The 26,240-nt window shown below is 58.3% G+C and carries 26 protein-coding genes; 14 read left to right on the top strand and 12 right to left on the bottom strand.

Features of this window, described 5'->3' with window-relative positions; genetic code table 11:
- Nucleotides 1-569 precede the first annotated feature (569 nt).
- From JQ575_RS23635 to JQ575_RS23620, 4 genes are all read left to right on the top strand, one after another.
- The gene (locus JQ575_RS23635) at nucleotides 570-884 is read left to right on the top strand and encodes a PepSY domain-containing protein (RefSeq protein WP_212035544.1); all 315 of its coding nucleotides are present in this window, start codon (nucleotides 570-572) and stop codon (nucleotides 882-884) included.
- 13 nt (nucleotides 885-897) lie between these two features.
- Nucleotides 898-1,509: a hypothetical protein gene (locus JQ575_RS23630; RefSeq protein ID WP_212035543.1), complete on the top strand. Its 612-nt coding sequence runs from the start codon at nucleotides 898-900 to the stop codon at nucleotides 1,507-1,509.
- 310 nt (nucleotides 1,510-1,819) lie between these two features.
- Nucleotides 1,820-2,092, top strand: coding sequence for a hypothetical protein (locus JQ575_RS23625; RefSeq protein WP_212035542.1), 273 nt, complete (start codon nucleotides 1,820-1,822; stop codon nucleotides 2,090-2,092).
- 68 nt (nucleotides 2,093-2,160) lie between these two features.
- Nucleotides 2,161-3,003 (top strand): Ku protein, encoded by an 843-nt coding sequence (locus tag JQ575_RS23620; RefSeq protein ID WP_212035541.1) that lies wholly within the window; start codon nucleotides 2,161-2,163, stop codon nucleotides 3,001-3,003.
- A gap of 1,204 nt (nucleotides 3,004-4,207) precedes the next feature.
- Here the strand turns inward: JQ575_RS23620 and JQ575_RS23615 are convergent.
- Nucleotides 4,208-4,450, bottom strand: a complete 243-nt coding sequence (locus JQ575_RS23615) for a hypothetical protein (protein WP_212035540.1) — start codon at nucleotides 4,448-4,450, stop codon at nucleotides 4,208-4,210.
- A 1,016-nt stretch (nucleotides 4,451-5,466) separates the two neighbouring features.
- On the opposite strand from JQ575_RS23615, the gene JQ575_RS23610 reads away from it, so the two are divergent.
- Nucleotides 5,467-5,721: a hypothetical protein gene (locus JQ575_RS23610; protein WP_212035539.1), complete on the top strand. Its 255-nt coding sequence runs from the start codon at nucleotides 5,467-5,469 to the stop codon at nucleotides 5,719-5,721.
- 79 nt (nucleotides 5,722-5,800) lie between these two features.
- On the opposite strand, the gene ligD (JQ575_RS23605) is transcribed toward JQ575_RS23610, so the two are convergent.
- From ligD (JQ575_RS23605) to JQ575_RS23595, 3 genes are read right to left on the bottom strand one after another with little or no spacing between them, the layout of a single operon-like run.
- Nucleotides 5,801-6,769, bottom strand: coding sequence for a non-homologous end-joining DNA ligase (gene ligD / locus JQ575_RS23605; protein WP_212035538.1), 969 nt, complete (start codon nucleotides 6,767-6,769; stop codon nucleotides 5,801-5,803).
- On the bottom strand, nucleotides 6,766-7,368 hold the full coding sequence (locus tag JQ575_RS23600; protein ID WP_212035537.1) for an alpha-ketoglutarate-dependent dioxygenase AlkB: 603 nt from the start codon (nucleotides 7,366-7,368) through the stop codon (nucleotides 6,766-6,768). The genes ligD (JQ575_RS23605) and JQ575_RS23600 overlap by 4 nt, the downstream gene beginning before the upstream one ends.
- Nucleotides 7,355-7,615, bottom strand: coding sequence for a hypothetical protein (locus tag JQ575_RS23595; RefSeq protein ID WP_212035536.1), 261 nt, complete (start codon nucleotides 7,613-7,615; stop codon nucleotides 7,355-7,357). Before JQ575_RS23595 ends, JQ575_RS23600 begins: the two co-directional genes overlap by 14 nt.
- A gap of 287 nt (nucleotides 7,616-7,902) precedes the next feature.
- Between JQ575_RS23595 and JQ575_RS23590 the strand changes: the two genes are divergently transcribed.
- The 3 genes from JQ575_RS23590 to JQ575_RS23580 all read left to right on the top strand — a co-directional run bounded on the left by JQ575_RS23590 (nucleotide 7,903) and on the right by JQ575_RS23580 (nucleotide 9,114).
- Nucleotides 7,903-8,541 carry a cysteine hydrolase family protein gene (locus JQ575_RS23590; RefSeq protein WP_212035535.1) on the top strand — a complete coding sequence of 213 codons (639 nt, stop codon included), beginning with the start codon at nucleotides 7,903-7,905 and terminating at the stop codon, nucleotides 8,539-8,541.
- Nucleotides 8,538-8,858, top strand: coding sequence for a hypothetical protein (locus tag JQ575_RS23585; protein WP_212035534.1), 321 nt, complete (start codon nucleotides 8,538-8,540; stop codon nucleotides 8,856-8,858). The genes JQ575_RS23590 and JQ575_RS23585 overlap by 4 nt, the downstream gene beginning before the upstream one ends.
- 61 nt (nucleotides 8,859-8,919) lie before the next feature.
- Entirely contained in the window at nucleotides 8,920-9,114 is a 195-nt protein-coding gene (locus tag JQ575_RS23580) for a hypothetical protein (RefSeq protein WP_212035533.1), read from the top strand.
- 5 nt (nucleotides 9,115-9,119) lie between these two features.
- On the opposite strand, the gene JQ575_RS23575 is transcribed toward JQ575_RS23580, so the two are convergent.
- Complete coding sequence (locus tag JQ575_RS23575; RefSeq protein WP_212035532.1) at nucleotides 9,120-10,067, bottom strand: NAD(P)/FAD-dependent oxidoreductase; 948 nt, start codon at nucleotides 10,065-10,067, stop codon at nucleotides 9,120-9,122.
- A gap of 52 nt (nucleotides 10,068-10,119) precedes the next feature.
- On the opposite strand from JQ575_RS23575, the gene JQ575_RS23570 reads away from it, so the two are divergent.
- Nucleotides 10,120-11,025, top strand: a complete 906-nt coding sequence (locus JQ575_RS23570; protein WP_212035531.1) for a DUF72 domain-containing protein — start codon at nucleotides 10,120-10,122, stop codon at nucleotides 11,023-11,025.
- Nucleotides 11,026-11,293: 268 nt separating this feature from the next.
- On the opposite strand, the gene JQ575_RS23565 is transcribed toward JQ575_RS23570, so the two are convergent.
- Complete coding sequence (locus JQ575_RS23565) at nucleotides 11,294-12,313, bottom strand: ATP-dependent DNA ligase (RefSeq protein WP_212035575.1); 1,020 nt, start codon at nucleotides 12,311-12,313, stop codon at nucleotides 11,294-11,296.
- 166 nt (nucleotides 12,314-12,479) lie between these two features.
- Here JQ575_RS23565 and ligD (JQ575_RS23560) point away from each other — a divergent pair, with 166 nt between their 5' ends.
- The 3 genes from ligD (JQ575_RS23560) to JQ575_RS23550 all read left to right on the top strand — a co-directional run bounded on the left by ligD (JQ575_RS23560) (nucleotide 12,480) and on the right by JQ575_RS23550 (nucleotide 17,652).
- The gene (gene ligD / locus JQ575_RS23560; RefSeq protein ID WP_212035530.1) at nucleotides 12,480-15,176 is read left to right on the top strand and encodes a DNA ligase D; all 2,697 of its coding nucleotides are present in this window, start codon (nucleotides 12,480-12,482) and stop codon (nucleotides 15,174-15,176) included.
- A 136-nt stretch (nucleotides 15,177-15,312) separates the two neighbouring features.
- Nucleotides 15,313-16,029, top strand: coding sequence for an HAD family hydrolase (locus tag JQ575_RS23555; RefSeq protein WP_212035529.1), 717 nt, complete (start codon nucleotides 15,313-15,315; stop codon nucleotides 16,027-16,029).
- A gap of 507 nt (nucleotides 16,030-16,536) precedes the next feature.
- Nucleotides 16,537-17,652: a YihY/virulence factor BrkB family protein gene (locus JQ575_RS23550; protein WP_249166844.1), complete on the top strand. Its 1,116-nt coding sequence runs from the start codon at nucleotides 16,537-16,539 to the stop codon at nucleotides 17,650-17,652.
- Nucleotides 17,653-18,209: 557 nt separating this feature from the next.
- Here JQ575_RS23550 and JQ575_RS23545 read toward each other — a convergent pair.
- From JQ575_RS23545 to JQ575_RS23530, 4 genes are all read right to left on the bottom strand, one after another.
- Nucleotides 18,210-19,187 (bottom strand): C2 family cysteine protease, encoded by a 978-nt coding sequence (locus JQ575_RS23545; protein ID WP_212035528.1) that lies wholly within the window; start codon nucleotides 19,185-19,187, stop codon nucleotides 18,210-18,212.
- A gap of 493 nt (nucleotides 19,188-19,680) precedes the next feature.
- Entirely contained in the window at nucleotides 19,681-20,865 is a 1,185-nt protein-coding gene (locus JQ575_RS23540; RefSeq protein WP_212035527.1) for a hypothetical protein, read from the bottom strand.
- 117 nt (nucleotides 20,866-20,982) lie between these two features.
- Complete coding sequence (locus tag JQ575_RS23535) at nucleotides 20,983-21,867, bottom strand: iron-containing redox enzyme family protein (RefSeq protein ID WP_212035526.1); 885 nt, start codon at nucleotides 21,865-21,867, stop codon at nucleotides 20,983-20,985.
- Nucleotides 21,861-22,820 carry a class I SAM-dependent methyltransferase gene (locus JQ575_RS23530; RefSeq protein WP_212035525.1) on the bottom strand — a complete coding sequence of 320 codons (960 nt, stop codon included), beginning with the start codon at nucleotides 22,818-22,820 and terminating at the stop codon, nucleotides 21,861-21,863. The genes JQ575_RS23535 and JQ575_RS23530 overlap by 7 nt, the downstream gene beginning before the upstream one ends.
- A gap of 70 nt (nucleotides 22,821-22,890) precedes the next feature.
- Here JQ575_RS23530 and JQ575_RS23525 point away from each other — a divergent pair, with 70 nt between their 5' ends.
- On the top strand, nucleotides 22,891-23,337 hold the full coding sequence (locus JQ575_RS23525; protein ID WP_212035524.1) for an SET domain-containing protein-lysine N-methyltransferase: 447 nt from the start codon (nucleotides 22,891-22,893) through the stop codon (nucleotides 23,335-23,337).
- Between the two features lie 12 nt (nucleotides 23,338-23,349).
- Entirely contained in the window at nucleotides 23,350-23,535 is a 186-nt protein-coding gene (locus JQ575_RS23520) for a hypothetical protein (RefSeq protein ID WP_212035523.1), read from the top strand.
- A gap of 85 nt (nucleotides 23,536-23,620) precedes the next feature.
- Here the strand turns inward: JQ575_RS23520 and JQ575_RS23515 are convergent, their stop codons facing one another.
- Together JQ575_RS23515 and JQ575_RS23510 are read right to left on the bottom strand one after the other, a co-directional pair.
- Nucleotides 23,621-23,791, bottom strand: coding sequence for a hypothetical protein (locus JQ575_RS23515; RefSeq protein WP_212035522.1), 171 nt, complete (start codon nucleotides 23,789-23,791; stop codon nucleotides 23,621-23,623).
- A gap of 70 nt (nucleotides 23,792-23,861) precedes the next feature.
- On the bottom strand, nucleotides 23,862-25,142 hold the full coding sequence (locus tag JQ575_RS23510) for a DUF892 family protein (protein WP_212035521.1): 1,281 nt from the start codon (nucleotides 25,140-25,142) through the stop codon (nucleotides 23,862-23,864).
- Between the last annotated feature and the right edge of the window lie 1,098 nt (nucleotides 25,143-26,240).

The following is a 26,240-nucleotide window of genomic DNA, read 5'->3' as shown; positions in this document are numbered from 1 at the left end:
GGAGTGCGCCGCGTATAGCCATTCAATGGAAATCCTATTGGAAGGTTCCAATTGAAACGCCCAGCCATGCTTGGCGCGTTAGCGCTTGATGGTTGCTGGTAGGCGCTCGAAGATCACAAATACCTACTCGGGTCGCGGGCTTGAGCGCTTCACGACCGTTATGCGAAGTCCCGACGATTCGCTCGTGCGGCTGGCTTTGCAAACGCGTGTCCCGCACCGACGCGAAGTTCACGCCAGCTGTCGTGGGGTTCTTGTCAAGGAGGACCAGGGTAGTCCAGGCAGCCAACCTCACAGGCTTCGTTTGGACATTTGACTCTCAGGGAGGTCAAAAAACCGGCCGAGGCCCTCACGCCGCTTGGCTATGATGGCAGCTCGCGCTCCCATGGAGAACACCATCAAGCGGAAGTCCGATCGCCTGATTGGCCGTCCTTGCTTTGAGCCGTCCGGCACATCAATGGCCCCGCCTGGAGGGCCGTCAGTCTCGTTGGTTTAGCGCACGACCAGGGCTTATGGAACTTGGCGCGTTGGTCATGGTTACATCAGTGGGACATTGAAAGAGGAAACCACCAATGAAACGTTCGACACTCGCCTTCTGCATCCTGATGGCCGCGGCCCCAGCGTTTGCGCAAAATCCGCCGGCCCAATCGGGTCCGAACAACAATGCCGTCAACAGTGCGGGACAGAACAACTCCGCCGCGCCTGTTGCCGGCCGGAATAGCTTTACCGAGGGCCAGGCAAAATCAAAAATTGAAGAAGCCGGTTACGGCAATGTCAGCGACCTCAAGAAAGACGATAACGGTGTCTGGCGCGGTAAGGCCGACAAAGGCGGCGCTTCCACCGACGTCAGCCTCGATTTCCAAGGCAATGTGAACCCCATCAAGTAGAAGGAACATCGAGATGACCGTCACAATTTCTCGCCTGTATGACAGCTACGCTGATGCTGAGCGGGCCGTGGCCCGCCTCGAGTCCGCTGGGGTGGCGCATTCCGACATCAGCATCGTAGCAAACAACTCCGACAACTGGTTTAGCGGAGACAAGAAGGACCGTGACGCCGATGGCGTGGACGACCGCGCCGAAAGTGCCGGCAAGGGCGCCAGCATCGGTGCTGGGTTGGGAGGAGCAGCGGGCCTGCTCGCAGGTCTAGGACTGCTGGCTATTCCAGGCCTCGGACCGGTTGTTGCCGCGGGATGGCTCGCTTCAACGGCCGTCGGTGCTGCGGCCGGCGCGGCTACTGGCGGCATTGTGGGCGCACTGACCGAAGCCGGCATCTCCGACGAAGACGCCCATGCCTACGCTGAAGGTGTTCGACGAGGCGGCACGCTCGTTTCCGCCAGGGTTGCGGACGCCGACCACGCTCGGCTCGATGGCCTTCTGAACGAGTCGGCTGTCAATCTTCGAAACCGAACTGCCGCTTGGCAGAAGAGCGGGTGGCAGTCGTTCGATCCCGCAGCGCAGCCCTATGGGGCTGACGAGATACGTCGAGAACGAGATCTTTATCGAAATCTATAAAAACTAAGGCCCGCCTCTGGCGGGCCTTTCATTTTAAGGCGATACCGCCAGCTGCCAATAGCCCCACCCTGGGGTAGGCGAAGATGGGACCGCCGGCCGGCTGCGGCGGCGCACCTCTGTCCACCCCCGAGATACGCGAGAGGACTCCAACAATTAAATTATAGTCATCTGCTAAGTTCACTTTTGCACATTGCGTGACGCGGCCTCGATGCGTTCGCCTATCGGTGGACAATAGGCATAAGCAGCCCTGATTCAGACCGTAGGTGCCGGGTGTTATATTGCTGCTCATCGTTTGATTCGAGGAATGAACATGAGCAACCCGCAGCGCAACACTTCTCCGCCGACCGGACGGCCAGCTTACCGCACGCTCGAAGGCTGGGCGCTTGGCGTGCTAATCGAACAGCAGGCCGTGACCGAGTGCGACCATCATGGTCATCGGAAAGACCGCTCGGACCCGGATGCCTGGAACCGGGCACGCGAGGAAGCCTGGCGGAACCCGTTTCCCGGAGCCACGCCGGAAGCGTGCCTTGCAGCATCAGAGGCTGTCATGCAGTCCATCGGCGACACCTGCCCGGACTGCTAAGCCGGGACTCCCACATTCCCATCCCCCGCCTATATTGATCTTATTCAGTATAGGTGGAGTTTGAGTTCATGGCCCCGCGCGCGAATTGGAAGGGCTTTTTGCGGCTGTCGCTCGTGACCTGCCCGATCGCATTGTTTCCCGCTACCTCGGAATCCGAGAAGATCAGCTTCAATCAGATCAACAAGAAAACCGGCAATCGAATTCGGTATCTGAAGGTCGATGCTGAAACCGGCGAAGAGGTTACGTCCGAAGACATCATCAAGGGCTACCAGATCGACAAGGACCGCTGTCTGGAAGTCACAAAGGACGAGTTGGAAAACATCGCGCTGGACTCGACCCGCACCATCGAGATCGACGAGTTCGTCCCTCGCGGCGAGATCGATGATCTTTACCTGGTACGCCCCTATTACATCGTGCCGGATGGCAAGGTCGGGCATGACGCCTACGCTGTGATCCGCGAGACCATTCGCTCGATGGACCAGGTGGCGATCGCCCGGGTGGTTCTCACCAGCCGCGAGCACGTCATCGCGCTGGAAGCCCGCGACAAGGGCCTAATGGGCATGCTGCTGCGCTACCCCTACGAGGTGCGCGACGCCGCCGAGTACTTCGACGAGATCCAGGACGTCAAGATCACGAAGGACATGCTGGATCTCGCCAGGCACATCGTCGAGTCCAAGGCCGGCCATTTTGATCCGGAAAAATTCGAGGATCGTTACGAGGCGGCGCTGCAGGAATTGCTCGAGAAAAAGCAGAAGGGCCAGCCGATAGTCGCCGCGAAGCGAGCCGCCCCCAGCAACGTTTTCAGCCTGATGGATGCGCTGAAGGCGAGCATCAAGGGTGGCAAGGGTTCCGCCCCGGCCGAAAAGCCGTCCAAGAAAATGCGTGCAACCGCGAAGCGCAAGGCCGGCTGATGGTCAAGAAAGGACCATGGAGCGATGAAGAAGACCGGCGGCTGCTGGAATTGCGGGATGCCGGCCGGACTTCCGTTTCAATCGCCAATGATTGAAGCGAACGGTGAAGGCTGTCGACAATCGCCTTTGGCTATTGCGGTCTCGCAAAAGCAAAGTGCAGTAGCCACGTCCGACGATTAAATTGGCATTTCGTCCGGGCATTCCAATTCGCGGTGGCCCGAAGCAATCTCGAGCCAAATTCAACGCTCTGACCTCATGTCTGATGTTCGTTGCGAGATGAGCCGAACGTCTAAACCATCCCGCACTGCAGCCTGCGGCACTCCTTCGACGGATTTGTTCTGGGCCGTGTCTGCGCTGACTATTGCTCGGGTTATTGCAGCTAGGGCGAAGCAAAATGCGACCAAAAGGCCGAGGACCAGAATCTTCTTGTCCGTGAGGCTCTCCATAGCCCCCGGAATCCAACGCATGGAGCGGTGGAAGCGTTCCTCATGTGCCTTTACGGTCCACGGCTCTCAATCGCGCTGATGAGAAACCGAGTATGGTCGAATAGCCGCTCTCATTGAAAAACAGCCGCTTTTAGGGAACGAGCGGCGAGTCGCCGGCTTCCCGGGCGACGTATGAGGCGGCGAACATACGGTATACCACATCATGTGGCCCGACCGGCTATGATGGTGCAAGGAGCCGGTCGGCGCTCGTGCAGTTCACTTACCTCTAGAATGGAAAGAAGCGCCCCCACTTGGGATGAAAGGCAAAACGGCAATTTTCGCACTAGGCCACTCGAGCTCGAAACAAGCCCGATATCTAGGAACGATGAATTTGCTAATACGACCGAATGCTCACCGCCGTGGCGTGCTGGAACGACGGCCTCAGTCTCCCCTGCGCTGGGGCCGCTCTCTTTGGCACTCCGAATAGGCAACCCGCAGATTCAAGACACGCGACTGTTTAGTGCCAGCGGAAAAACGCCCCGCCGACGATGACCAGGATAACCACGGCAAACGCCGCCATAAGCCAAGGCATGTCTTTTCGCTCGCGGGGGTCATTTGCTCTCCGGTGTCACCCACAATGAGGGCGATTTGCATCGGGAAAAGTGGCAATTCGGATTTCATGAGCTCTGTCAGCCCCAATTGCCCCAAGCAGCATTAACGGCCCAACGTTCTCCCGAGAGCTAAGCAGAAATCGTGCGGCGCTCTGGAGGCCTTCCGAACTAAGTCTGCTTCGGGCGCCGGCCCGTATCTTTGTTGAGTGGACCCATGCGCTCTTTCCGCAAGCCTTCAGGCAGCGGGTAATTTCCTTGGTCAGGACCAGGTAGGGGTTCGGGCCGAACGTCCGCACCCCATTGGTCCTTCTGGCTTGGTGTCTGCTTGTCTTTCACCTGCTGCGGCTGCGGGTTTCCGGCCGGGGTTACTGGGTCGTAGGCTCCGCCGCGCTTGTCTACGTAATCAGTCATTGCTTTCTCCTTTGCACAATCACGGTATTATCCAAAGAGCGGAAGCGACGATTGACACTGCCATGAATGCGCTTCCCCCGATGACCCACCATGCGGCCCCAAGACCGGAAGTCCGTTGTCGTTTCTTATGGGGCCGGATCTCGTGCGCAGCGGCCAAGCGTACCTGCGCATAGCTGTTAGGAGTTCCGCCCGCTTCGTCGTCGGTTCCAAGCGGAGCGGCAGCGGGGTCAGTCGCATCGACCTTTCCGTTGCCTTGGTCGATTGCGATCCTCAGCTGCTCGGTGGTCTCTATCGGCTTGCCTGTATCGGCCTTGTGACGGGCTTCGGGGGAAGAGCTCGACGCTCGCTTGTCTTGTGTAGTGTCTGTCATGCGGGGCAACGGGCGGGTGGTTTAAAGGTTGCTCCTGCCCATCGTCTATCAAAAGGAAGCCGAGCTTTGCGGAGCTCTACCGACTTATCGGCAAAGCCAATGATGAGTTTGTTCATATTTGCAGTCGGCAATCGCGGGTACGTAGTGAAATTCGCTCTGGAAGGATGTGCGTACGGGATTGCAACCGCGAATACGCCTCACGTAAGGGAAGAGCTGCCAGTCTCATTCTAACCTGAGGAACCATTGTGTATCGCATCGGTTGGACCGGGGGCAGTTGTGGAGAAGTGAAATGACAGACAATAATTTAAATCGCGACCGCTTGACCGGTGGTGAGAACCGCCGGGCCGGAATGGGCCGCGGAATGATCGCCCTCATTGCTGGACTCGCCGTCCTCGCCGTTCTGTTTATGTGGGCACCTTGGAACAACAACCGAACGGCTGACAACTCAGCACCCGGAACTACGATCGGTTCGAACACCACGCGCCCGTCGGCACCGATGGCCCCGACCACTGCTCCGTCACCCGCGGCCCCGGCTGCCCCCACGACCACTCGATAACCGAGACAAGAGAACCGCTGGAATTCCAGCGGTTTTCGTTCGGCCAATTGTTTCTTCAAATCGTCGATGATGCGCTGCGAGCCTTCAGGCGTGAGCAACTCGCCCGACTTGTCCGTACGTCTGCCTCGTGGCACAGCCGTTTGGTTCGTCACGCTGTTGGTCCGTCAAGACTGGTTTACCTGTATTCATACGTTCGCCTTCTGGGGCATCTCGTCGATCAGCTTGGACGCCTCAGCCTTGCTCGTCGAAATCGGCTCACGCGACGCCGGGCGGCATATCGGACGGCCCCGCCGTTTCAATACGATGACGGTGTTCGTGGAGACGGGAGCGCGCGAGCTCGTTTAGGCTTCCGTTATCGTCCTTACGAAGCCGTCCGAAGGATTTGCAGGTCGGAGTTCCTTACTGTTCGATGACTGGGAGCACGTCACCGCTTGCCGGCCCTCTTGTTGTGTCCCGGCTTCTCGCGCTCGTGGGTTACGTCTTCAGCCCGCTTATCAGCTCTGAGCCCGAGATATACGGGATGGCGCATTTCACCTTTTGTCGTCCATTCGGTGAACTTCACCTCCGCCACCAGCGAAGGCTTGACCCAGGTCGTGACGGCCTCATCCTTGACCTTGCCGGCAAACGGAGACTTCGCAGTCTTCAGCTTGATGAGCTTACCGTGCAGCTCCTCAAGCGTCTTGTGGCCGAAGCCTGTTCCGACATGACCGATGTAGCGCCAACCGTTCTTTTCGCGCAGTCCGAGGGCAAGCGCTCCAAAGAAGGGACGCGTTCGCCTGGGCGCGGTGAACCCCGCAATGACGACTTCCTGGCGCTTTGACGTCTTGATCTTCAGCCAGTTGTCCGTGCGGGCGCCCGACAGATATTTGCTGTCCGCGCGCTTGGCCATGATGCCCTCAAGGCCCTGGCGCTCCGCTTTCTCGAAGAATTTTGTACCGTTCGTCTTGCGGTGACGGCTGAAGGCGATGCGTTTGTGGCGCGGCAGGATTTCCTTGAGGCGCTTCTTGCGTTCGAGCAGCGTAAGCCTGCGCAGGTCTTCCTGATCGTGAAACATCAGGTCGAATGCGCAATACTGGAGATTCGCCTCGTGACGGAGCGCATTCTGCATCAGCTGGAAGTGCGACACGCCGTTTTCGTCCAGAGCGACGAGTTCCCCGTCAATCACGGCGTCGCCTTTCACGCCTTCGAGCGCCTTCGCAACTTCTGTGTAGCGGTGGCTAATGATCTTGCCGTTGCGGCTGTAGAGAGTGACCCTACCGCCTGCGATGTTAGCCACCATTCGGAAGCCGTCATACTTGTCCTCGAATATCCAACGGGCATCGTCGAACGGACCATCGGTCAGGGTGGCGAGCATCGGCTGGAGCCGCTTCGGTAACGTGGAAGTCCGGCTCATGCCCGCAAACCTTCGGGCGAGGCCCCTTCGAGAACATTTCGGAAGGTAATTGAATAGCGCAGGCTTTCGACGCCGGGGAGGCTGTGCTCCCACTCGGATCGTGCAGGCCCGCGCAGGAGATAGACAGAGCGCGGCTCTACCGTGAGCTTGCGGCGCTGCCAGCGATGGCCCGTCTTTAGGCGCAGCCGGAAGGTGCAGGCGGACAGAAGCGAAATGCCGACCACGTCCCCGAACACCGAGCGGTCCTTGTGCCAGCCGATCGCAGCGCCGGGTGTATATTCGGTGATTAGGACCTGATGGAGGGTACCGCGCGGGATTTCCGCGAAGTCTTCCGCCCGCGCGCGGATGCCGGATAGAAACTCCGGCATGTCCTCGGCCTTTGATAGGCCGCCACCGTTGAAGTCGTAGCGCCAGCCGAACGAAAAGACCCGGCGCTTTCCGGTGAAGCCTTGAAACTCGAACTCGCGAAACGGAAGAGGCACAATATGCCTTAAAAGAGATTGCTCTTCCTCGCGGCTCATGAAATCAGACTGATATATGAAACCCTCAGGAAGAGCGTCGTCGCCGAAAAGATCGAGAGTTTGACTAGCGTTTTGCACGCGTCTTCTTTCGAGCCGTAGTTTTCGACACGGACTTCCCGTCTCCGCGGTCGCCCTGGCCGGACTTGGCGGCCTTCTTCGCCTTCCGGCGGCGGTCCTGCGACAGCGAGCGGTTCACATCATCGCTTTCCTTGATCCGCCCCGCAGCGTCGCGCCGGATGTAGCGCTTGTCCCCGCGCGGGGCGATCAGTTCGCGTTTGGCGGCACGCTTCTTCGCCGCTTTCCTGGAAGTTGCCCGTTTTGCCATTGTCGTCTTCCTCGATGGTCTGGTCGATACCCAACACCAGTCGCATAACATGAGTTCCAGTCGGCGCGCCGGCTCGGCCGCACGGTCACGATCTCTCGCGCAAGAACGGAGGGTTCTGCCCTTGGCCTCAAGGGCACAGCTCGCTCCGCTCGGCGCCAGCTGCGCTGAGCTTGACTCCCCAACCCGTTCCTGGCCGCAGGCTCGCCGGGCTGCATAACCTGGCAACGCTTCCCAACAGGAACCATGCTGTCTCGCCATCGTTAGAGCTGGCTTTCAGGGAAAGAGCCATGCCGAAGAATGATGAATTGCGCTACGGCGCGCCCGGAGAGACCGCGGTTCACCTCTGTGTGGACATGCAGAAGATGTTTGCCGAGGGCACGGACTGGAAGATGCCGTGGCTGGAGCGCGTCTTGCCCAACATCCTGTCGATCACTTCGACCCATCGGGAAAAAACAATCTTCACCCGGTTTATCCCGGCCCAAAAGTCCGGCCAGGGCGTCGGCATGTGGCGTCATTACTATGAGCGGTGGGATTCTATGACCCTAGATCAGCTGGGCCCGGAGATGATCGGCCTGGTCCCGGACCTTGCCAAGTACGTGCCCCCGGCCCGAACCTTCGACAAACATGTGTACTCTCCCTGGACCGGCACCGACCTGCACCAGCAGCTGGGGGGCGCGGGGATCGATACCGTCATCATCACCGGCGGCGAAACCGACGTGTGCGTGCTGGCGACCATGCTGGGCGCGATCGACTGGGGGTTCCGCGTCATCCTCGTCACCGACGCGCTTTGCAGCTCGGCGGACGAAACCCACGATGCGATGATGAATGTCTACATGAACCGCTTCGGCGAACAGGTCGAAACCGTGACGACGCAAACGCTACTTGATAACTGGCCCGGAGGCATGCGGCAGCGCAGAACATCATGAGCCCCGGCACTTCTCATCTTGTGGAGATCCTGCTTCCAACAGAGACCGGCAAGGGACAGCCGATCGGTAAGGACTGGTTCGACGGCTTTCTCAAAGAGCTGACAGATAGGTTCGGCGGCGCGACCAGCTTCTTGCGCGCGCCGGGACAGGGCCTGTGGCGGAGCGGCGGCGGGACAGAGAAGGACAGCATTGCTGTTGTCGAAGTCATGGTGGAAGAAATCGATAGTAGCTACTGGCAGACCCTGCGCGAAAGGCTGGAGCGCGAACTCTCCCAAGATGAGGTTGTCATCCGCGCCCAAGAAATCAGGCGGCTGTGATGGATGAGCTTATGATCCTGAGAACATTCGCGCAGTTACAACGGTCCTTGCCGCTTCCCTCGTGGCAGCCAATCTGAGCGCACGCGTCACCGTCGCCGGTTTCATGATTTTCATCGTTGCATCCATCGCATGGATGGTCGACGGTTGGCTGGAGACCAAGGCATCCCTCGTGATTCAGAACGTGATTCTCCTTGTGATCAACGCGCTCGGAATTTTGCGCTGGTTTCCGAAGGCGGAGAAAGAAGCGGAAAGCTAGGACCACTATTCACAAAATCCGTCTCGCATCAGGAATGCCTTGTTTATCGCGACGGCCGCCTGAGCTCCTTCCGCGATGGCGACCGCGACAAGAAGGACGTCACGCGACACGTCACCCGCGACATAGACGCCGCGAACGCTGCTTGCCTCAGTGGCAGGATCAATCATCACGCCTCCTTTGTCATTACGTTTGCAGCCTAGACGCTTGGACAGGTCCGACGCCTGATGGCAGCCCGTCGAAAAGAAAAAACCCGCCCGGGGGAGTTCCGGCCCGCTCTCAAATACTATTCTCTTAAGCTCCCCGTCCGCGCCTTCAAGAGACCGGATCGGCTCAGCGCGCAGCGGAATTTTGTATTTTTCAAGCTTCCTGATCGTTTTCGCGCTGACATCCGTGCCGTCGCTGCAGGCAACCACATCAGACATCCAGTGCTTCATCATAATGGCCAGCTCTGCGCCCTTATCGCCCTTGCCATAGGCGGCCACCGGCTTCCCTGCATATTCGAAACCGTCGCAGTAGAGACAGTGATGCACGGAAACCCCGTAAAGGGGCTCGAGCCCGGCGAGTTCGGGGAGCTCGTCGACGAGCCCGGTCGCAAGCAGTACCTTCGAAGCCGCACCCTGCGTCCCGTCCGCGCAGACGAACTTAAAGGCCTCGCCCGCAGGAACGATATCGGTTACCCGCGTCCCGCGTACCTCGACGGATTTGTAGCGGGAGAGTTCCTCCAGCGCCTCGTCTAGGAAATCCGACGGGGACCGGCCTTCCCGTCCGAGCAGGCCGTGGATGGCGTGCGAGCTCAGATTCCGCTGGCGGCCCTCATCGCAGAGCAGCGCCTTCCGGTGGCACCTTCCCAGGATCAGCGCGGCACTTAATCCGGCGGGTCCGCCGCCGACGATGAGAACATCGAATTGCATTAAAAGCCCTTCCGTTGCAAACGCATACAAAATCTCCCGCATTGCTTGGAACTCCGCACCGCTGTTGGGACGTTAACGAAGCGGGAAGAGAAGTATGCCGCGCGCAAAAACACCAGCTCAATGGACCGAACCGACGCTCGAAGAGCGCCGCGAACGGCGTCGGCTTCGCCGCCAAAAGCAGCGTGAGGACAATGTCAAACGCGCCGCAAAGATGCATGCCGCCCGCCTGAAGAGCGAAACAAATATCGCGAGGACGATTGCCGAGCATAAGCAAAAGGTTTTTGTAGGATGCTCGGGCTGGCGTTACTGGAAATGGCGCGATTCATTTTATGAAGGTGTGCCGCAGAGCGACTGGTTCCCACATTACCTGAAGAGCCTCGACACCGTAGAGATCAATGCCTCCTTCTACTCATGGCCGACGGTTGCCGGTGTTCAGGCATGGAGGCGCCAGCCGGGGAAAAGAAAGTTCGTCTACACGGTCAAGGTTAGCGAGCACATCACTCACATCAAGAGGTTTAAAGGCACGAAGACGCTCGTGAAGGATTTTGGAATGATCGCCGACATATTGGGCGAACGCATGGGATGCTTCCTGTTTCAGCTTCCGCCGAGCTATCGCTACACTAAGACCCGGCTGCGTGATATCGTCAGTCAGCTCGATCCCACGCGCCGCAACGTCGTGGAATTCCGGCACGCCAGCTGGTGGAATGAAGAGGTTTATAGCGCCTTCCGGGAGGCGGGGATCGTCTTCTGTTCCTGCAGCGGCCCGCGCCTCCCCGATGAACTCGTCCGGACAGCCAATGAGATTTACGTCCGGCTGCACGGTCCCAAGCGTTGGTATCGGCACGACTACTCAAAGGCCGAGCTTGCGGTATGGGCGGAGCGGATCAAGGCCAGTGGGGCGAAACGCGCGTGGGTGTATTTCAATAATGACAATGACGCTCATGCCCCTAAAAATGCGATAACCCTGCGCCGGATGTTGGGCCGCGTTCTTAGCAAATAATGAAACTTCTTGGATCTGTCCTGCTTGCCGATGTCGCCGCAGGGCTGGACCAAGCGGTTCGCAGTACGCGCAACGCTGCAGTGTGCGAGTGATGTTCCGGTGAGCTAAAACTAGCTTCGGCACCAGCCTTTGAGAGATCCAATGCTATCCCGAAAGGTTGTGTCGCAGGTCTTTTTACCTTGAATGACAGGCCTAAAGCGGTGAAAATTTCCTTTGCTTTTTTCACGAATTCCCGTTTTTTTCCTAGAGCGAGCGGCAGTGTCGTTTTTCAGGTCTTCGTGAGGATGTCGCTAATGAACCTTCGGGCCACCTTCTGCTTGACCTGATCCATGGTGCATTGACTTGGCCGTTTGTCGGGGCGCCACCTAAGGATAGACGTGCCATGTCGAAACCGCTCCCCGGTGAAGTGATCATAGGACACTTCGACGACGTATTTGGGCTTCACCGGCGTCCACTCGGATGATCGTTTTGTCGACCATCGACTGGGACCGCCCGGTGCATTTCCCGTGAAGCTTTGTTTTTGCTGGACTTCCTCTAGTTTGTCGGTCAACGAGACCTTGTCTCTGGCTTTGATGCCGGACGAGAAGCCGACGTGATGAAGCAGTCCGTCGCCATTATAGAGCCCCAACAGTACGGAGCCGACGACCTTGCGGCCCGCCTGCCTTTTCTCGGCGTAGCGGAAACCGCCGATGACGCAGTCGGCACTTCGGTATTTCTTTATCTTCTGCATGCCTTCGCGATTGCCAGCCTGATACGCGAGATCGAGACGTTTTGCGATCACACCGTCGCTGCCGCCACCTGCCGCCATGAGCCAGCGCTCCGCTTCCTTCAACTGGCTGCTGGCGGGCGAAAGACGAAAAAGCACCGCTTTCGGAAACTGGCGGTCGGCAAACTTTTCTAGAAGCCCGCGGCGCTTGGACAGCAGCTCGGTCGCAAGTTCTCTCGTTCCTTCCTTCAACAGGTCGAACGCAAGATACAACGCCGGTGTCGCTTCGGCCAATTTCTTGACACGGCTTGCAGCGGGATGAATGCGCTGTAGAAGGTCGTCGAACGAAAACTGGCCTCCGACAGGCACGACGAGTTCACCGTCCAGCACGAAGTTCTTCGCACGCAGGGACAGCGCGGCGGATACGATCTCAGGAAAGTACCGGCTGAGGTCCTGACCGGATTTCGACAGCATTGCGACCGCGTTGCCATCTCGCGTCAGGATGCAGCGGAATCCGTCCCACTTGGGCTCATACTGCCACTCCGAGCCTTCCGGGATCTCATCGACCGGACGCGCTTCCATCGCCGGGCGAGAGGCGAAGGTCTTCTTCAAGCCGCCTTGCGTTTCCGGCCGTGGGCCTTGGATCGCTTCGTCCCTTTTGCCGCGACGCGGCGTCATTCTGACCTCCAGTAACAGGAACTTTAACTGAGCCAGGAACTTTCAGTTCCAGTACGTTGCGAGGTGTTGAATGGTGAAGAAACTGCTCGCGAAATACCGTGCCAAGCGGGATTTTTCGAAAACGGCCGAGCCGAGTGGGGTTGAGAAGGTCAAGGCGACGAAGGGTCTCCGTTTCGTCATCCAGAAGCACGCGGCGTCCCACCTGCACTACGACCTTCGATTGGAGCTCGAGGGGGTCTTCAAATCATGGGCCGTCACCAAGGGTCCCTCGCTCGACCCGCACGACAAGCGACTTGCAGTGGAGGTCGAAGATCATCCGCTGGACTACGGCGACTTCGAAGGTACGATTCCGAAAGGCCAATACGGCGGCGGAACGGTGATGGTGTGGGATCGCGGATTCTGGAGGTGCGACGATCCGCAAAGAGCTTTCCGAAAGGGCAAGCTGGATTTCACCTTGGAAGGCGAGAAGCTCCAGGGAGGCTGGATCCTCACCCGGATGCGCAGGCGGGAAGGCGAGAAGCGTAACAACTGGCTGTTGATTAAGCACCGGGATGCGTTCGCGCGAGAGGGAAAGAAGAACAGGATCCTGGACGAGGATGCATCTGTGGCGTCCGGCCGCCCGATGGACGACATCGCCGGCGGCAAAGGCCGCGGACCGAAAGCTTTCATTACCGGAAGTAGATCGAGGGCGTCGGCGAAGGCCGAATGGACGTCCCATCGCGCCGCGTCCAATGCGTCGTCGACCAAGAAGCGGGCGCAGCCGCTTGCAGCCCGTTCGAAGCGGTCCTCGACCAAGAAGGCTTCTAAGAAGAAACGCATTTCCTCAGACGCAGGCATGCCGCTTTTTGTAGCGCCGCAACTGTGCAAGTCCGTGGAACGGCCACCCGCCGGCGGCGACTGGGTCCATGAGATTAAGTTCGACGGCTATCGCATCCAGATGCGCGTTGAGGACGGTGACGTCACTCTGAAAACGCGAAAGGGCCTCGATTGGACTGCCAAATTCGGCCCAGCCATCTCGACGGCCGCAAGAAACCTATCGGATTGCCTGATCGACGGAGAGATCGTCGCCCTGGATCATCGTGGCTCCCCGGATTTCGCGGGGCTCCAGGCAGCCTTGTCAGAGGGGAAGAGCGATGATCTGGTCTTTTTTGCCTTCGATATTCTCTTTCTCGAAGGCGAGGACTTGCGGACGCAACGGCTCTCGGACCGAAAGCACTCTCTTAAGCGGCTGCTTGAAAAAGCCTATGGCAAAGATCAGGTAGAAATCCGATACGTCGAGCATTTCGAGCGTGGCGGAGACGCCGTCCTCAAATCGGCTTGCCGGATGTCCCTGGAAGGCATTGTATCGAAACAAGCCGGCGCACGGTACGCTTCCGGACGTAGCGATAACTGGACCAAAGCCAAATGCCGAGCCGGGCACGAGGTTGTCATCGGTGGGTGGAACACCAACGGAAGCCAGTTCAAGTCGATGATGGCGGGGGTGTACCGTGGCGACCATCTGGTCTATGTCGGCAATATCGGAACCGGCTTTGGAGCCGATAAGGTTTCGGGTTTGATCCCCGCGCTCAAGGCCGCCGCTTCGGAAAAGAGCCCCTTCGGTGGCAAGGGCGCCCCCCGCAAGAAAGCAGGCGTGCATTGGCTTCAGCCGAAGCTCGTCGCAGAGATCGAGTTTGCGGGATTCACCGGCGCCGGTATGATCCGCCAGGCGTCGTTCAAAGGCCTGCGTCAGGACAAACCCGCGAGAGAGGTCGAAGCCGAGCGGCCGGCTCCCTCGAACACCACCGATATAGCGAAACCCGTACCGAAGCGAACTGCCGCCCGCGCCAGACCTTTATCGGCGGCTTCCAGCGACGGCGTCGTGATGGGGGTTGCTCTGAGCCGTCCCGACAAGGTGCTGTGGCCCGACGAGGGCGAGGGCGCCGTCACCAAGCTAGACCTCGCGCGCTATTTCGAGGATGTCGGCACATGGATGATGGGGCACCTCAAGGGCCGGCCCTGCTCGATCATCAGGGCCCCCGATGGCATCGGCGGACAACGCTTCTTTCAGCGACATTCGATGAAGGGCGGGTCCAACCTTCTCGAAGAAGTCTCAGTGTCCGGCGATCGCAAACCTTATGTGCAAATCGATCGGATGGAAGGGCTGGCCGCGGTGGCGCAGAGCGCCGGCGTCGAGCTGCACCCCTGGAATAACCAACCGGGCGACCCGGCCCTGCCCGGCCGCCTCGTCTTCGATCTTGATCCCGCGCCAGACGTCGAGTTCAATATCGTCATCGACGCGGCAAATGAGATGCGCGACCGCCTATCCGACCTCGGCCTCGTCTCCTTCTGCAAGACGACGGGTGGCAAGGGTTTGCATGTCGTGACGCCGCTCGCGCGTCCAAAAAAGGGACAGAGGCTGACCTGGGCCGAAGCGAAGCAGTTCGCCCGGGATGTTTGCGGTCAAATGGCAGACGACAGTCCGGAGCGCTATCTAATCAACATGAGCAAGGCGAAGCGAACGGGCAAGATTTTTCTTGACTACCTTCGGAACGACCAGTTCTCGACGGCCGTGGCTCCTCTGTCTCCCCGAAGCCGCCCGAACGCGCCGGTTTCCATGCCAGTGGTATGGGCGCTGGTAAAGCGCGGTCTGGATCCCACCAAATATACGATTCATACTGTGCCTGGGCTTCTGAAAAAGTCGAAGGCCTGGTCCGATTACTGCGAGGCGGAGCGATCTCCGCTGGACGCGATGGCCCGCCTCAAGACGATTTCCAAACGCGCGGCCTGATCGGTTCCAGCGCCTGCACGGGATTCACTCAGTAAACAACCGCGCCGCGCGTACCACAGCAAGGCAGCGCGATTGGAACTCTCATATAAATGACGAATTGTTCAAGTTGTTGTACGACTTCTGCTGGGAGTGCGTAATGTTTGCCGGTTTCATATTCGACGTAGAAGGGACGCTCGTCGACAGCGTCCCGCAGAATCTCCGCAGTTTGCAGGATGCTTTGGAGCGCCATGGCTACCGCGTGCCCTATCAAACGCTAAAGCTCTACTCCGGACTCGACGGCGACCAGACGCTCCAGCTTATGGTACCGGACGCCGCGGAGAAGGAAAGAGGAGCAATTCTTCAAGAACAAGGCGCGATCTACGAGAGCTCTTACCTTGATAGCGTCAAGCCGTTCGAAGGCGTGCGGGATGTTTTCAGCGCGCTGACCGCCCGCGGCGGGAAGGTGGCGCTCGCAACCGACTGCAAGGGCCTTTCCTTCAAGCGCTATCTTTCGCTCATCAATGCACATGAATTCATCGCGGGGACAGCCTGCGGCGATGACGTGAAACACGGCAAGCCTGATCCGCGGCTGGTCGGCCATGCACTCGGCAAACTGGGCGTGCCCGCCTCCCAAGCGGTTATGATCGGCGACACGCCATATGACGCCGAGGCAGGCCTTGAGGCCGGTACAAAGGCGGCCGGCGTGATGACCGGCGGCTTCACTCCGGAGGTGCTTTCGCAGGCAGGGTGCTTTGCCGTGGCCGGCGACATCCGTGCGCTACTGTTCAGTCTCGAAAGTGGTGAAGCCGCCCCGGAAGGCCAGGCGGCGATGGGCACACTGCTCGAAATCTCGTCAAAGCGACTGGCGGGGTAAGCGACCTCACAAGACGGCCTCAACGAGCCTTAGGTGCTTCGCTTCCTAGGCTTCGAGATACCAGTTGGACGCGCCTTTCTTAATCATCTTCGAGCGTGAAGTTGGAGCCGCAAACGAGATTTGCGAAGCCGTCGTTCTGAATGGCGATTGACCACTCGATTTATTCAGGGTTGCTGATGACGATGCAGGCGGCCAGCGGACCGTCAATCACAAGTTTTTGGCAGTTTGCATTCGTGTTTCATAAGGCCCGTCCGCGCGCAAGTTATCGGTTCTGCCGCGGGAAAAAGCGTGCGCACCGAGTAGATTTTTCCCGCCGCCGACGGCATCTCGATAGCAGCGAGATCCCTGGCCGATGCCTTGTCGAACTGGCCCCGGAACTTCGCGTGTACATGTCGCAGTCGACCCGGACAGGATGACCGCAGGGTATTTAAAAGCGATCGAGTCCGGTCGCCTCTCCCTAAAAGGAACTCATGATCGCTCAGCGCCATTACCTTCGAAGAGATACTCATGAGCAAGATAAAAGGTGAGCGTGGACTAGGAGGCTGGGATATTGCCGCAACTCTCGGACTTCTGGCCGTAGCTTTCATGATAGATCGCGCGGCTCCCGCGAAAGGCGCGAAGCTATCCTTGCAGCCGAAAGAAAGCCGCCCTGAATCCCCCGCCGGGTTCGCGGCCGAAGACGGTGACCGCGGTCGGGACGCGGCATCGCCGTCGGACATCCCCGCGAAAGGATGGACGGACATCCTCTGGCGCGTGTACGGGAACATAAGCGACCACCGCATTCTCGCGCTCGCGGCAGGCACGACCTACTACAGCATCCTCGCAATATTTCCCGCGCTCGCGGCCCTCGTCGCCATCTACGGACTTTTTTCCGATCCAGCTAGTATCGCGAAACATCTTGACGAAGTCTCGGGCTTCTTCCCGGGCGGCGCGGTTGATGTGGTTCGCGAACAGCTGACGCGGGTCGGATCAAAAGGAAGCCAGACGCTCGGTTTCACTTTGGCGATAAGTTTAATCGTATCGCTATGGAGCGCGAACGCCGCGATGAAGGCACTGTTTGACACGCTCAACATCGTGTACGGCGAACCGGAAATGCGCGGCTTCCTAAAACTTAACGCGATGTCGTTGGGGTTCACGGTGGCAGGGATCGCGTTCGTCCTGTCGGCGCTGGGCGCAGTCGTCGTCATTCCTGTTACGCTGGAATATCTCGGCCTGTCGAAAGCCGTCGATCTCCTGATCCTGATTGGGCGCTGGCCCGCTATGTTTTTAGCACTCGCGATCGGCCTCTCCCTCATCTACCGCTTCGGACCCAGCCGCGCGGCACCACGCTGGCGATGGATCACTTGGGGCAGCGCAGCAGCTACGTTTCTTTGGATTGCTGCCTCCGCACTGTTCTCCTTTTACGCAGCTAATTTCGGGACTTTCAATGAAACCTACGGTTCGCTTGGCGCGGCTATCGGATTCATGACGTGGCTCTGGATCTCCGCAATTGCGATACTGCTGGGCGCCGAGCTAAATGCCGAGATGGAGCATCAGACGATCTACGACACGACAACCGGAAAGCCCAAACCCCTGGGCCTGCGCGGGGCCAAGATGGCTGACACGGTGGGCTCGGCGCGATAGAAGGCGCCGCGAAACATCTACGATATAGAGGTTATGGAGTCGGGGACGTGAGATGGTCCGTCCGCCGCGCGAATCTGTGTCGTAAGTTTTTAGACTTGCGGGACTTAGTCCGCTTAGTCGTTGTACAAAAACGGCCCGCCGTAGCGGGCGGGCAAAGACAACGCGAGGCCGATCAGCACCAACGCAAGCAGAACGCGAGCCTTCACGTGCGCCGCGGCGTCCATGGCTACGGCTTTCGATCCTTGGTTGGTCGGCCTGCTCGGGCGCTTCGTGGTTGTGCCTGGGTTTAACCCGATTAATCATGCGGATGACGCGCGGTTCGCTCTGGCAGTGGAGCCGGTGGGGCGATGCTCGGATACACGCCGACTTTCGAATCTTGCCCCTCCATCAGCCCCGGTCCTTCTCCCACGTCCATTTGAACAACCGAACGGCACTCCGAGTTTTAGCGAATCTCCGCCATCTGCCGACATATACATTTTTTGCGTCGTCTTCGCGCTGGAGACGCCGCGGCTTGTTGCCGATCGCCCCGCCCTTTAAACGGCCAGCACCCAGGGGCCCTACGGTGGCCTCGTATCCACAAAGCTCAGCCCTGAGAAGTGACGCAGGAACGACAGCCACGGCATCTCAAAGACGCCGTCACGCCAGCGTCGAACGCCGGGGGGCGTCATCTCTCCCCAGGGATTCCTCAATGTAATCCAACGGCGGCTTCGATGCTCGCGGCAGCCCAACACCGTATAGCAGTGATCTTGCACTATCCCGCTATTGCGATTTGTGCGGGCCGGGGTCGTTGCTATAATAGGCGAACTCGTGGCGAGAACAGACGCGAGATCCCGCCAGTGTTCCTGCTCGTAGTCGGGCGCCAAAAGTCGATGGCGCGGAGGCAGTCCTGTGATCATGTGCAACGCCCAATGCGCAGTGCCTCCCCGGTCCAGCGCACTATATCCACCGAGTGCCGTCGCACAGGCTTTCTCGAGGATCGGCCACCACGCGGGTCGCGTGCTCTGCATCAGACCGTTCTGCCCGAAAATGAGTTCTCCCGACGGGCGATAATAGAGTTCGCGATCGACGAGGATACGGCGGCCCCGGCCGGCCGAAAACACGGTGGCCTCGTAGAGGCGCCCACGGGCTTTGAGGATCAGAGCCTCCGGCCGGAAGTGAGCCACGGCCGCGGCCGCCGCGGCAAGATGGCAGTTGCTCAGTTCGCCCTGCACCACGTCGCCGGCACGGGGGCGACCATCAAACACGCGCCCATTAATTGCAGCCACTCGAAAAGCCACTTTGTTCCCTCTGAAAGGCGCGATCTTCGGCAGACCGTCAGGCGTCGGAGGCGGAATCTCGATCTGCCCGACCTTGATCCACCGCCCGCAGAAGCCATAGATGTTCAGCACATCGCCTGGGTCCGCCGTCACCATCGTACGCGGTCGGAAGTTGCCCTTCGCGTTGAGCTGAATGGTGTCGGATCGGCGAGTCCGCCGGTTGACGAACCGCAATCTGGCCTCAGGCTCGGCGATGGGGCGCAAACTGCTGAAATTCATCAGCCGAACAAGTCCCCTCCGGGCCAGGATTACACCCATTCGGAATACTGCGACCTCGGGATGTCGCGCTTTGCCTCCCACCGGAACTCGCCGCAACACCCACTCGCCGACGCTGCCGTCGGGGCGGCGCCACCGTAAACGGACAACATCACGGACGCGTGCGCGCACCCGACACTCGAAGCGTCCGTTGTTGTCAGCCCGGGCCAGGCACCGTGTATCGGAAACGGTCCGCCGAGAGCGAAGGGCCGCTGAAACGTTGACTCCGTCAATCCACGTGAAGGGAGGTGCACTGCCCCGAATGACGGCACCCTTCGACACGGATGTCACGCGAAGAGGGGGCACGAACCATGCGGACTTCATACGAACTCTAGCATTTTTGTCATTGGATTACTGCGGAGCAGCGGGATGGATCAACGTTTCTCTGAGGGGATTTTGCTCAGCAAATTGAGCCGGGTTGCCACGACAAAAGAAGCCCCTTGAGTGCGAGCTTAGGTCAGTCGAAAAGGTAGAGATCCTCTACCAACCGGAAATCTCGCTCGATCAAGTTGGATCCGATATCACGCCGGTATCGCACGTTTGGCACCACCACTTTGTCAGCCAGCGCACCAGCTTTAATTCGAGCATCTTCGATGGATTTCGCGGTACCGGTCGCCACCATAGTCCAGCCGTATTGGCCCGATGTGACCAGACGTCCCTTGGAAAGGCCGACCTCACCATAATAAAGATGGTTGTGCTCGTCAGGAGTTAGCTCGCCATCGAATATCACAGGCAATCCGACAGGTTCTTCCACAGCCTTGCGATCATAGGGGAAGGGGGGCGTCGTCAAGACAATTGCTGCGCAAAAGCCTGGACGCATTCGCACTTGCCCCGGGTGCCCATTCATTACTGCGAACAGGTCCGCCCACTTCGTTTCCTGCAAGGGCCCCAAGACCGCAAAACCGGGATAACCGAAGCGACACGTGAACTCCAGAGGCCAGATACCCGATGAATTGACGATAGTATTCAGATTGATGTAGCCGCAATAACCGCCAGCGGAAAGCAATGGGGCCATCGGCTTTAACGTCTGCTCGAAAAATCTCTGGGACCGGTCAAAAGTAGCAATCGTCCCCATCTCACCCGTGAGTTCACCAAGATTTCCGGGAAAGAACCTCTTGTGTTCCCAGTCGAGGCAGGCATTACCTACAAATTCTTTCCCGTCAAAATAGGAGCCAACACCCATCTCCACGCCTTCGACGTGCTCCATCAATATAAAACTAGAGCCATCATGCAACCGAGACGCTTTGGCTTGCAAAACCGCCATCACGTCCAGACCGCTGGAGAGCCTTCCAACGTAGTTATCTTTCGCACCGAAACTTGGCCCGTTGAACTTCAACACGTAACGGCCAGGGCGTCGCGCCAAAAACGCGTCGGCACGGGCCAAGTCGGAAAATTCAAACACCTTGGCTGTTTTGAGGCCTATGTCGGCAAGAATGTGTTGAGCAAAAGCCCTGTCGTTTTCCAGTCGATCGCCGTATGCACTTCCGCCGATCACGTTGAAACCATCTTTGCGCAGCTGATCCTGAAGTTGACCTCGCGATTTAGCCACGTTCTCGAAGAGGATTACGCCATCGTTTCCAACGGACCTAATCCAGCCAAGCTCGCTCTGCCAATCAGAGGTGTGTTCCACGAGGCCAGCCATAGTTCCTTGAGCTAAAGGTTCTCCGACGTAGACTCTCACCTCGTGGCCATCAGCGAGAAGCCTCATATACAGAGCCCCGAGATCGCAGCTGTCGCCTATGCCCAAGAAGCGCATGGCTTACTGAAGCCTGAATTCGGCTCGATAGCGCTCGAAGCAACGTGCTCCACATACCAGGCGCATCAAGGCACCTTCGGCAATGGCAGTGGCGTACTCAGGGTTTTGCTGTATCAAAGGCTTGATAGCCTCGGCGTTCCACGCCATCGAATGTTTGACATCGAGCACGGCATGAAGAGCAAAATAGTGTCGATTCCCGGCCTTGACGCCAAGCCGCTTCAAGCCGGCCGAGGTCGCAGCCGACCGCGCCGGCGCCGTCATTTCGATTACCCCGAGCGCGCCTACTGAATGGTAGGCGTAACGGCGATTGGCAGCCAGACCCGCCATAGTGTTCGCGAGCGTCAACGCTTCGGTCACGGTCGTGTCTGGCCGCGGATTGAGGCCTAGGTGCTCCGATAGCGCAGCCAGAAGCGGTCCGTGCATGGCTTTTGGGTTGCCCCGCCCCATTTCGTCCCAGTAGTTCCTTGCTAACTCAAGTTTGGGCTGAACCGGGAGTTTCAACTGCGTCAGCGCCGTTAGATCTTCAAATCCAGCTTCGCCGGCGACCTCCTGCGTCAGAAACCATTTCATCTGGTCCATCGAACATTCTTCGGCGAGCCAAGGGAACAGCGGGTCGTTCTGGCCAGGGCCGCTTTCCTTCAGCTCCTCAAACCAGCCGACGAACTGTTTCGGGTCTGTTGGCGCCAAAGCCGCTCTTGCTGCGACCGCTTTGCGAGCCGGCTCGAGAAAGCCTCCCTCCAGGAAGGAGAGCTCGGCAAGCTCAGCGGCTTCAACTTTCCAGTTTGGAGTTGGCAGCCCTGGATTGAAGCGCAATGCATTAAGGCGATTGAGCTTAAACTGGATGTCCCGATCCTTATCTAGCGGCGGTGAACGAACAATATCTAGCATTCGAGTACTCCCGGCATCCGTGCGGTTAAAAGCACAGCCGCAATCCGATCGACGGTGCTGTAGGCTTCAGTTTCAAGCTCTTCGCCAAATACGTCGGGATCGACTTCCTCGTAAGACCAGATCAGATTAGAGCCTGCAAAACATTGTTCAACAGCTCGAAGAAGGAGATCTCGTCCGGCGACTATCGGCGACCCCGTGTACAAAAGTAACGATCCGCCCGGCGAGAGCCGGTCTTTAGCGGCCTCCGCAATGCGCACAGACAATGCGCTCCCCAGTTCGCCACCACCGTGGCGATACGCTCGTTGCAGTGGATCGTTCAGGTAAGGTGGATTAGCTACGATCAAACCGAAATCGCCATCTACGTTCGCAAACAGGTCACTATTCAAAGGGACGGCTTCGACGCCGGCCGCGTCGGCATTAAGCGCTGCGAACTGCAGAGCCGTTTCGTTGATGTCAGTCATTAATATTTCGTCGCATGTCGCCTGCTTGGAAATCACGATTGCTCCCGCCCCTGTTCCGCAGCCAATGTCCAGGGCTCTTTGCAGTGTGCGCGGCTCCGCTCGAAGATTGCTCCTGATCGCATTGGCAAAGCGATAAGTATCGGGTCCGAAAAATACCGCGTCCGGCGACAACGTCGGGAACGCTGAGTGCAGCAAGGTCTGCCTGTGCAGCGTCGATGCACGTACACCGCTTATCCATCCGCCATCTTTTTCGCGGATGACACCACCATCTTTCAATACGTCAAACAGCGATGCTGGTAGAACAGCACTCTCGAAGGGTCTGCTCCAACCAAATATGTCCGTTAACAGTTCTGCGCGTCTATGCGCCGGTCGATTATTGATCCGGTTGTGAGTAGCCGGGGTTGGGGTGACAAATTCATAGCGAGTTTCTCGCAAGAACGAGACTAGGGCCTTGAGCCCGGCATTGGACATGGGATCGGAATCGTGTTGCATCCGGCTCAACCCCGCCAGATGAATGATGTTCCTATTAGGAACAAAGCCAGGGGGCGGATGTTCGAAAGGAATGAATGATCAACAACTGATGCAAATGCCCGACCGAGCTCTACCGCTGGCAAGGCGGGGTGCTATAGGCGTCGTTGACTTTGGGGATCGGGGGCGTGGGATCGTCGCCTTGGAGGATATTGAGCATGGGCAACTCATCGAAAGGTCGCCCGTTCTGATTATTCCCGCGCATGAACGACCGACGGTCGATGGCACAGTCATTTTTACGTATGTTTTTATGTGGGAGCACGACACCGTAGAACAGGATTTGTATGAACATCGCGGCCGGTCGGCGATTGCTCTCGGCTACACCAGTTTGCTCAGTCACTCGTTCGACCCTAACTGCAACTTTGTACGCCATATTGATGCGCTGCTCATCGACGTCTTCGCCAAGCGCGCGATCAAGGCGGGCGAAGAACTGACCATCGATTATCAAATGACGCTTTGGTTCGATCCAGTCCGAATCTGACGCGGAGGAATTATGGATAAAGACCCTTATGAAATCGCCATTGATCAGATCTTGGCGGGCGCCGATGGTGATGTCAGGCTCGCCCTGCGAACAGTGCTCATTCAGAATCTTGAACTCGAAGCAAGATTGCAGTTGCTCACTGCACGGATTAGGCAGGATACAAAGCCTGTGCAAGCAGGAAATTCAACTGTGAACTAGTAGCCCCAGGTTCTAGCAGACGCGAGAATCCCCACATTCAGGACCCATCCCCGCGTTTCAAAGCGGACCAGCGCACGCGACGCGCTTATCGCTCTTTCAAAGCAGCACCGTTGGCAACGAACGATTTTCTTGTCGCTGTAGATATCTTTCCGACAGTTAGCTTCAACCCTGGCGTCTCAGGCATCTCGCTGCCAAGGGGCAATGCTTCCGAGCCAGTGAACGCTGCAACCACTGTTTTAATCACCGATTTTGCCATGAGGAATTCCTTTTAGATTAATCGCGATGGGCTTGGAATCGTGGCGGGCTCGAGCCCGCCACGATCGAGCTTATGCTTCTTCCGCTGTCGTCTGCTCAACTGCGGCTGGCATCCTCGCCACGGACATCAGGGATCGGGCGACTTGATTCAGCAGTTGGTCGGCATTCTCTTCCTCAGCCAACGACTGCGAAAGAAGTGCGCTGACGGCGCTGTGGCGGAGCTGGGAAGCCAGATTTCGTGCCGTCGTGTATCCTGATATTTCGTAGTGCTCAACCCGCTGGGCGGCACCGATAAGAGCCAGGTCCGCGGCGGCATCCTCCTTCTTCTCACCCTTCGTCATGACCTCCTGGCCTTCTTCAACCAAACCCATCATGCCTTTGCAGGGTTTGGCGCGGGCGGTTTCTCCAAGCAGGGAGAAGCACTCGTTGATGCGTTCAATTTGTGCTTCCGTCTCAACCAAGTGCTGTTCGAACAGCTCGCGAAGTTGGTCAAAACGGGCAGCTTCCGCCATCAGCGGAAGCGCCTTCGTGAGTTGCTTTTCCGCGTGCAAAATGTCGCGAAGTTCGTCGACCAGGAGCTCCTGTAACCCTTCGACAGCTTCAGCCGGCGAGCTTTCGACGGACGCCTCGGTCAAGGTGTCGACATCCGCCTGAATGGCGGGCGACTTCATGAATTCCCAGTCGCCACCCTCATTCCAGGGACCGCGCGTGTCGATTTCGCCGCGGTCACCGGATCCAGTCGAGTCATTGAAGAATTGGTTGACCAACCCCGGAGTTGGTGCAAGCCGACCAATCGTAAATGCTGGCTTTGACATACTTTCAAGCGCCGCCGCAAAAGCCTTCATATGGGTGATTTCGCGCGTCATCAAAAATTGCAACGCGTCCTTGGTTCCGGCGTCGTCGCAGAAATTGATGAGGCGCTCGTAGACGATCTTCGCCCGGGCTTCAGCCGCAATATTGCTTCGAAGATCGACGTCGAGTTCGCCTGTGATTTTTAAATAGTCGGCGGTCCAAGCATTGCCCTGCGAATTGAAGAGATTAACGCCGCCGCCACCGGCTATTGCGATCAGCGGGTCTGCTTCGGCCGCATCCCGGTCAAACTTCATGGGTGCGAGGTGGAGACGAGCGAGGGTGCCGACCACTTCGAGGTGGCTCAATTCTTCCGTGCCGATATCCATCAAAAGGTCTTTGCGTTCCGGGTCGTCGCAGTTCAAGCCTTGGATCGAATACTGCATCGCGGCCGCCAGTTCGCCGTTCGCGCCTCCAAACTGCTCCAACAGCATATTTCCAAAGCGGGGATCGGGCTCATCGACTCGAACGGTGAACATGAGCTTTTTGACATGATGATACATTGGACGCTCCAGGCGCATAAGGGCAGGTCCGCGGGTAATCTATAGGATTACCGAAAGTTCCTAAGTCGCCAACACCATGCAAATGTTTTCAAGCAGTGTACCCAGCACAATTCGTTAGTTCCATTGTGACCAACGTGCCGCCTTTCCGATCCGCTCAACAGCATCTTGCTAGTGGGATGGAATCCAACGTGCCCGTAATAGGCTTCGGTTGCGCGGTGTAAGGAAAACTGGTCCGTTCTTGGTTGCCGTTTTCGGCAGGTCATGGTCTCACGCCAGTTCCGCTTCAGCGGCCAGACACAGGCGCAGCGCTCCGCGGCTAACCTTTCATGCTCGCATTCTGCGACGGCAAGCGCTTGCAAAGCATTTGGGCGTCCATTGACTCATGCCGTCCAAGGGCATGCCGCGCGCACGTGATGCCGCGATTGCTTCGTTGACCGTTCGGCTCGCTGATGACGCGCCGCGCGACGCAGTCAATTTAGGGCAACTTCGCCCGACCTCAGAGGTGGGAAGCTAACGGGTTCCCTGTGCTAACGGTCACGGCGAGCCGCCGACGGGCACGCCGGCAGCATCCCGCTTGGTTCCGTAGGCATGTAGAGCCGCGTCCAAATCATTGCTGTATGTCCGACAGTAACGCCGCAGAGCGGATGCATGATCAGGGTCGCGGAATTTAGCCGGCTGCAGTTGGAACAATAGGTGTTACCGCCGCTTCATTCAACGCCGCAACAATTCTCAGGATCCTCCGGATTTCTTGCGCGCCTTTTCCGAGTGTTATCTATCACCACAGCCCGCTCCATCAGACGTATAGGATTCGCAATGCCGGTCGGCAATCCGCTTGTGGCGAGCGCCGTCGTCTCTTGGACTGCGGTAACCCGCAAAAGCGGATGGCGTAAATCGCAACGCGCAGGCAAATTTTTTTGTAGGAACTGATACGCGCTTACTCGTATTCACTATCACGCCGGAACAACCAACCGATTAGGACCGGGCGAAGGAAGGTGGAATCGCACTGGGCAACCCTTTGGGACCGGCGCCCGAAGCGCTAGAACCAAACGCCCGCATCTAGTTGCCGAATAGTGCCAAACGCGGAGTGTTCTCTCCGCC

This window comes from Bradyrhizobium sp. JYMT SZCCT0428 (assembly GCF_018131075.1).
Lineage (GTDB): Bacteria > Pseudomonadota > Alphaproteobacteria > Rhizobiales > Xanthobacteraceae > Bradyrhizobium.
The sequence above is the reverse complement of the archived record's forward strand: the minus strand, read 5'-3'. Positions and strand labels throughout refer to the sequence as shown.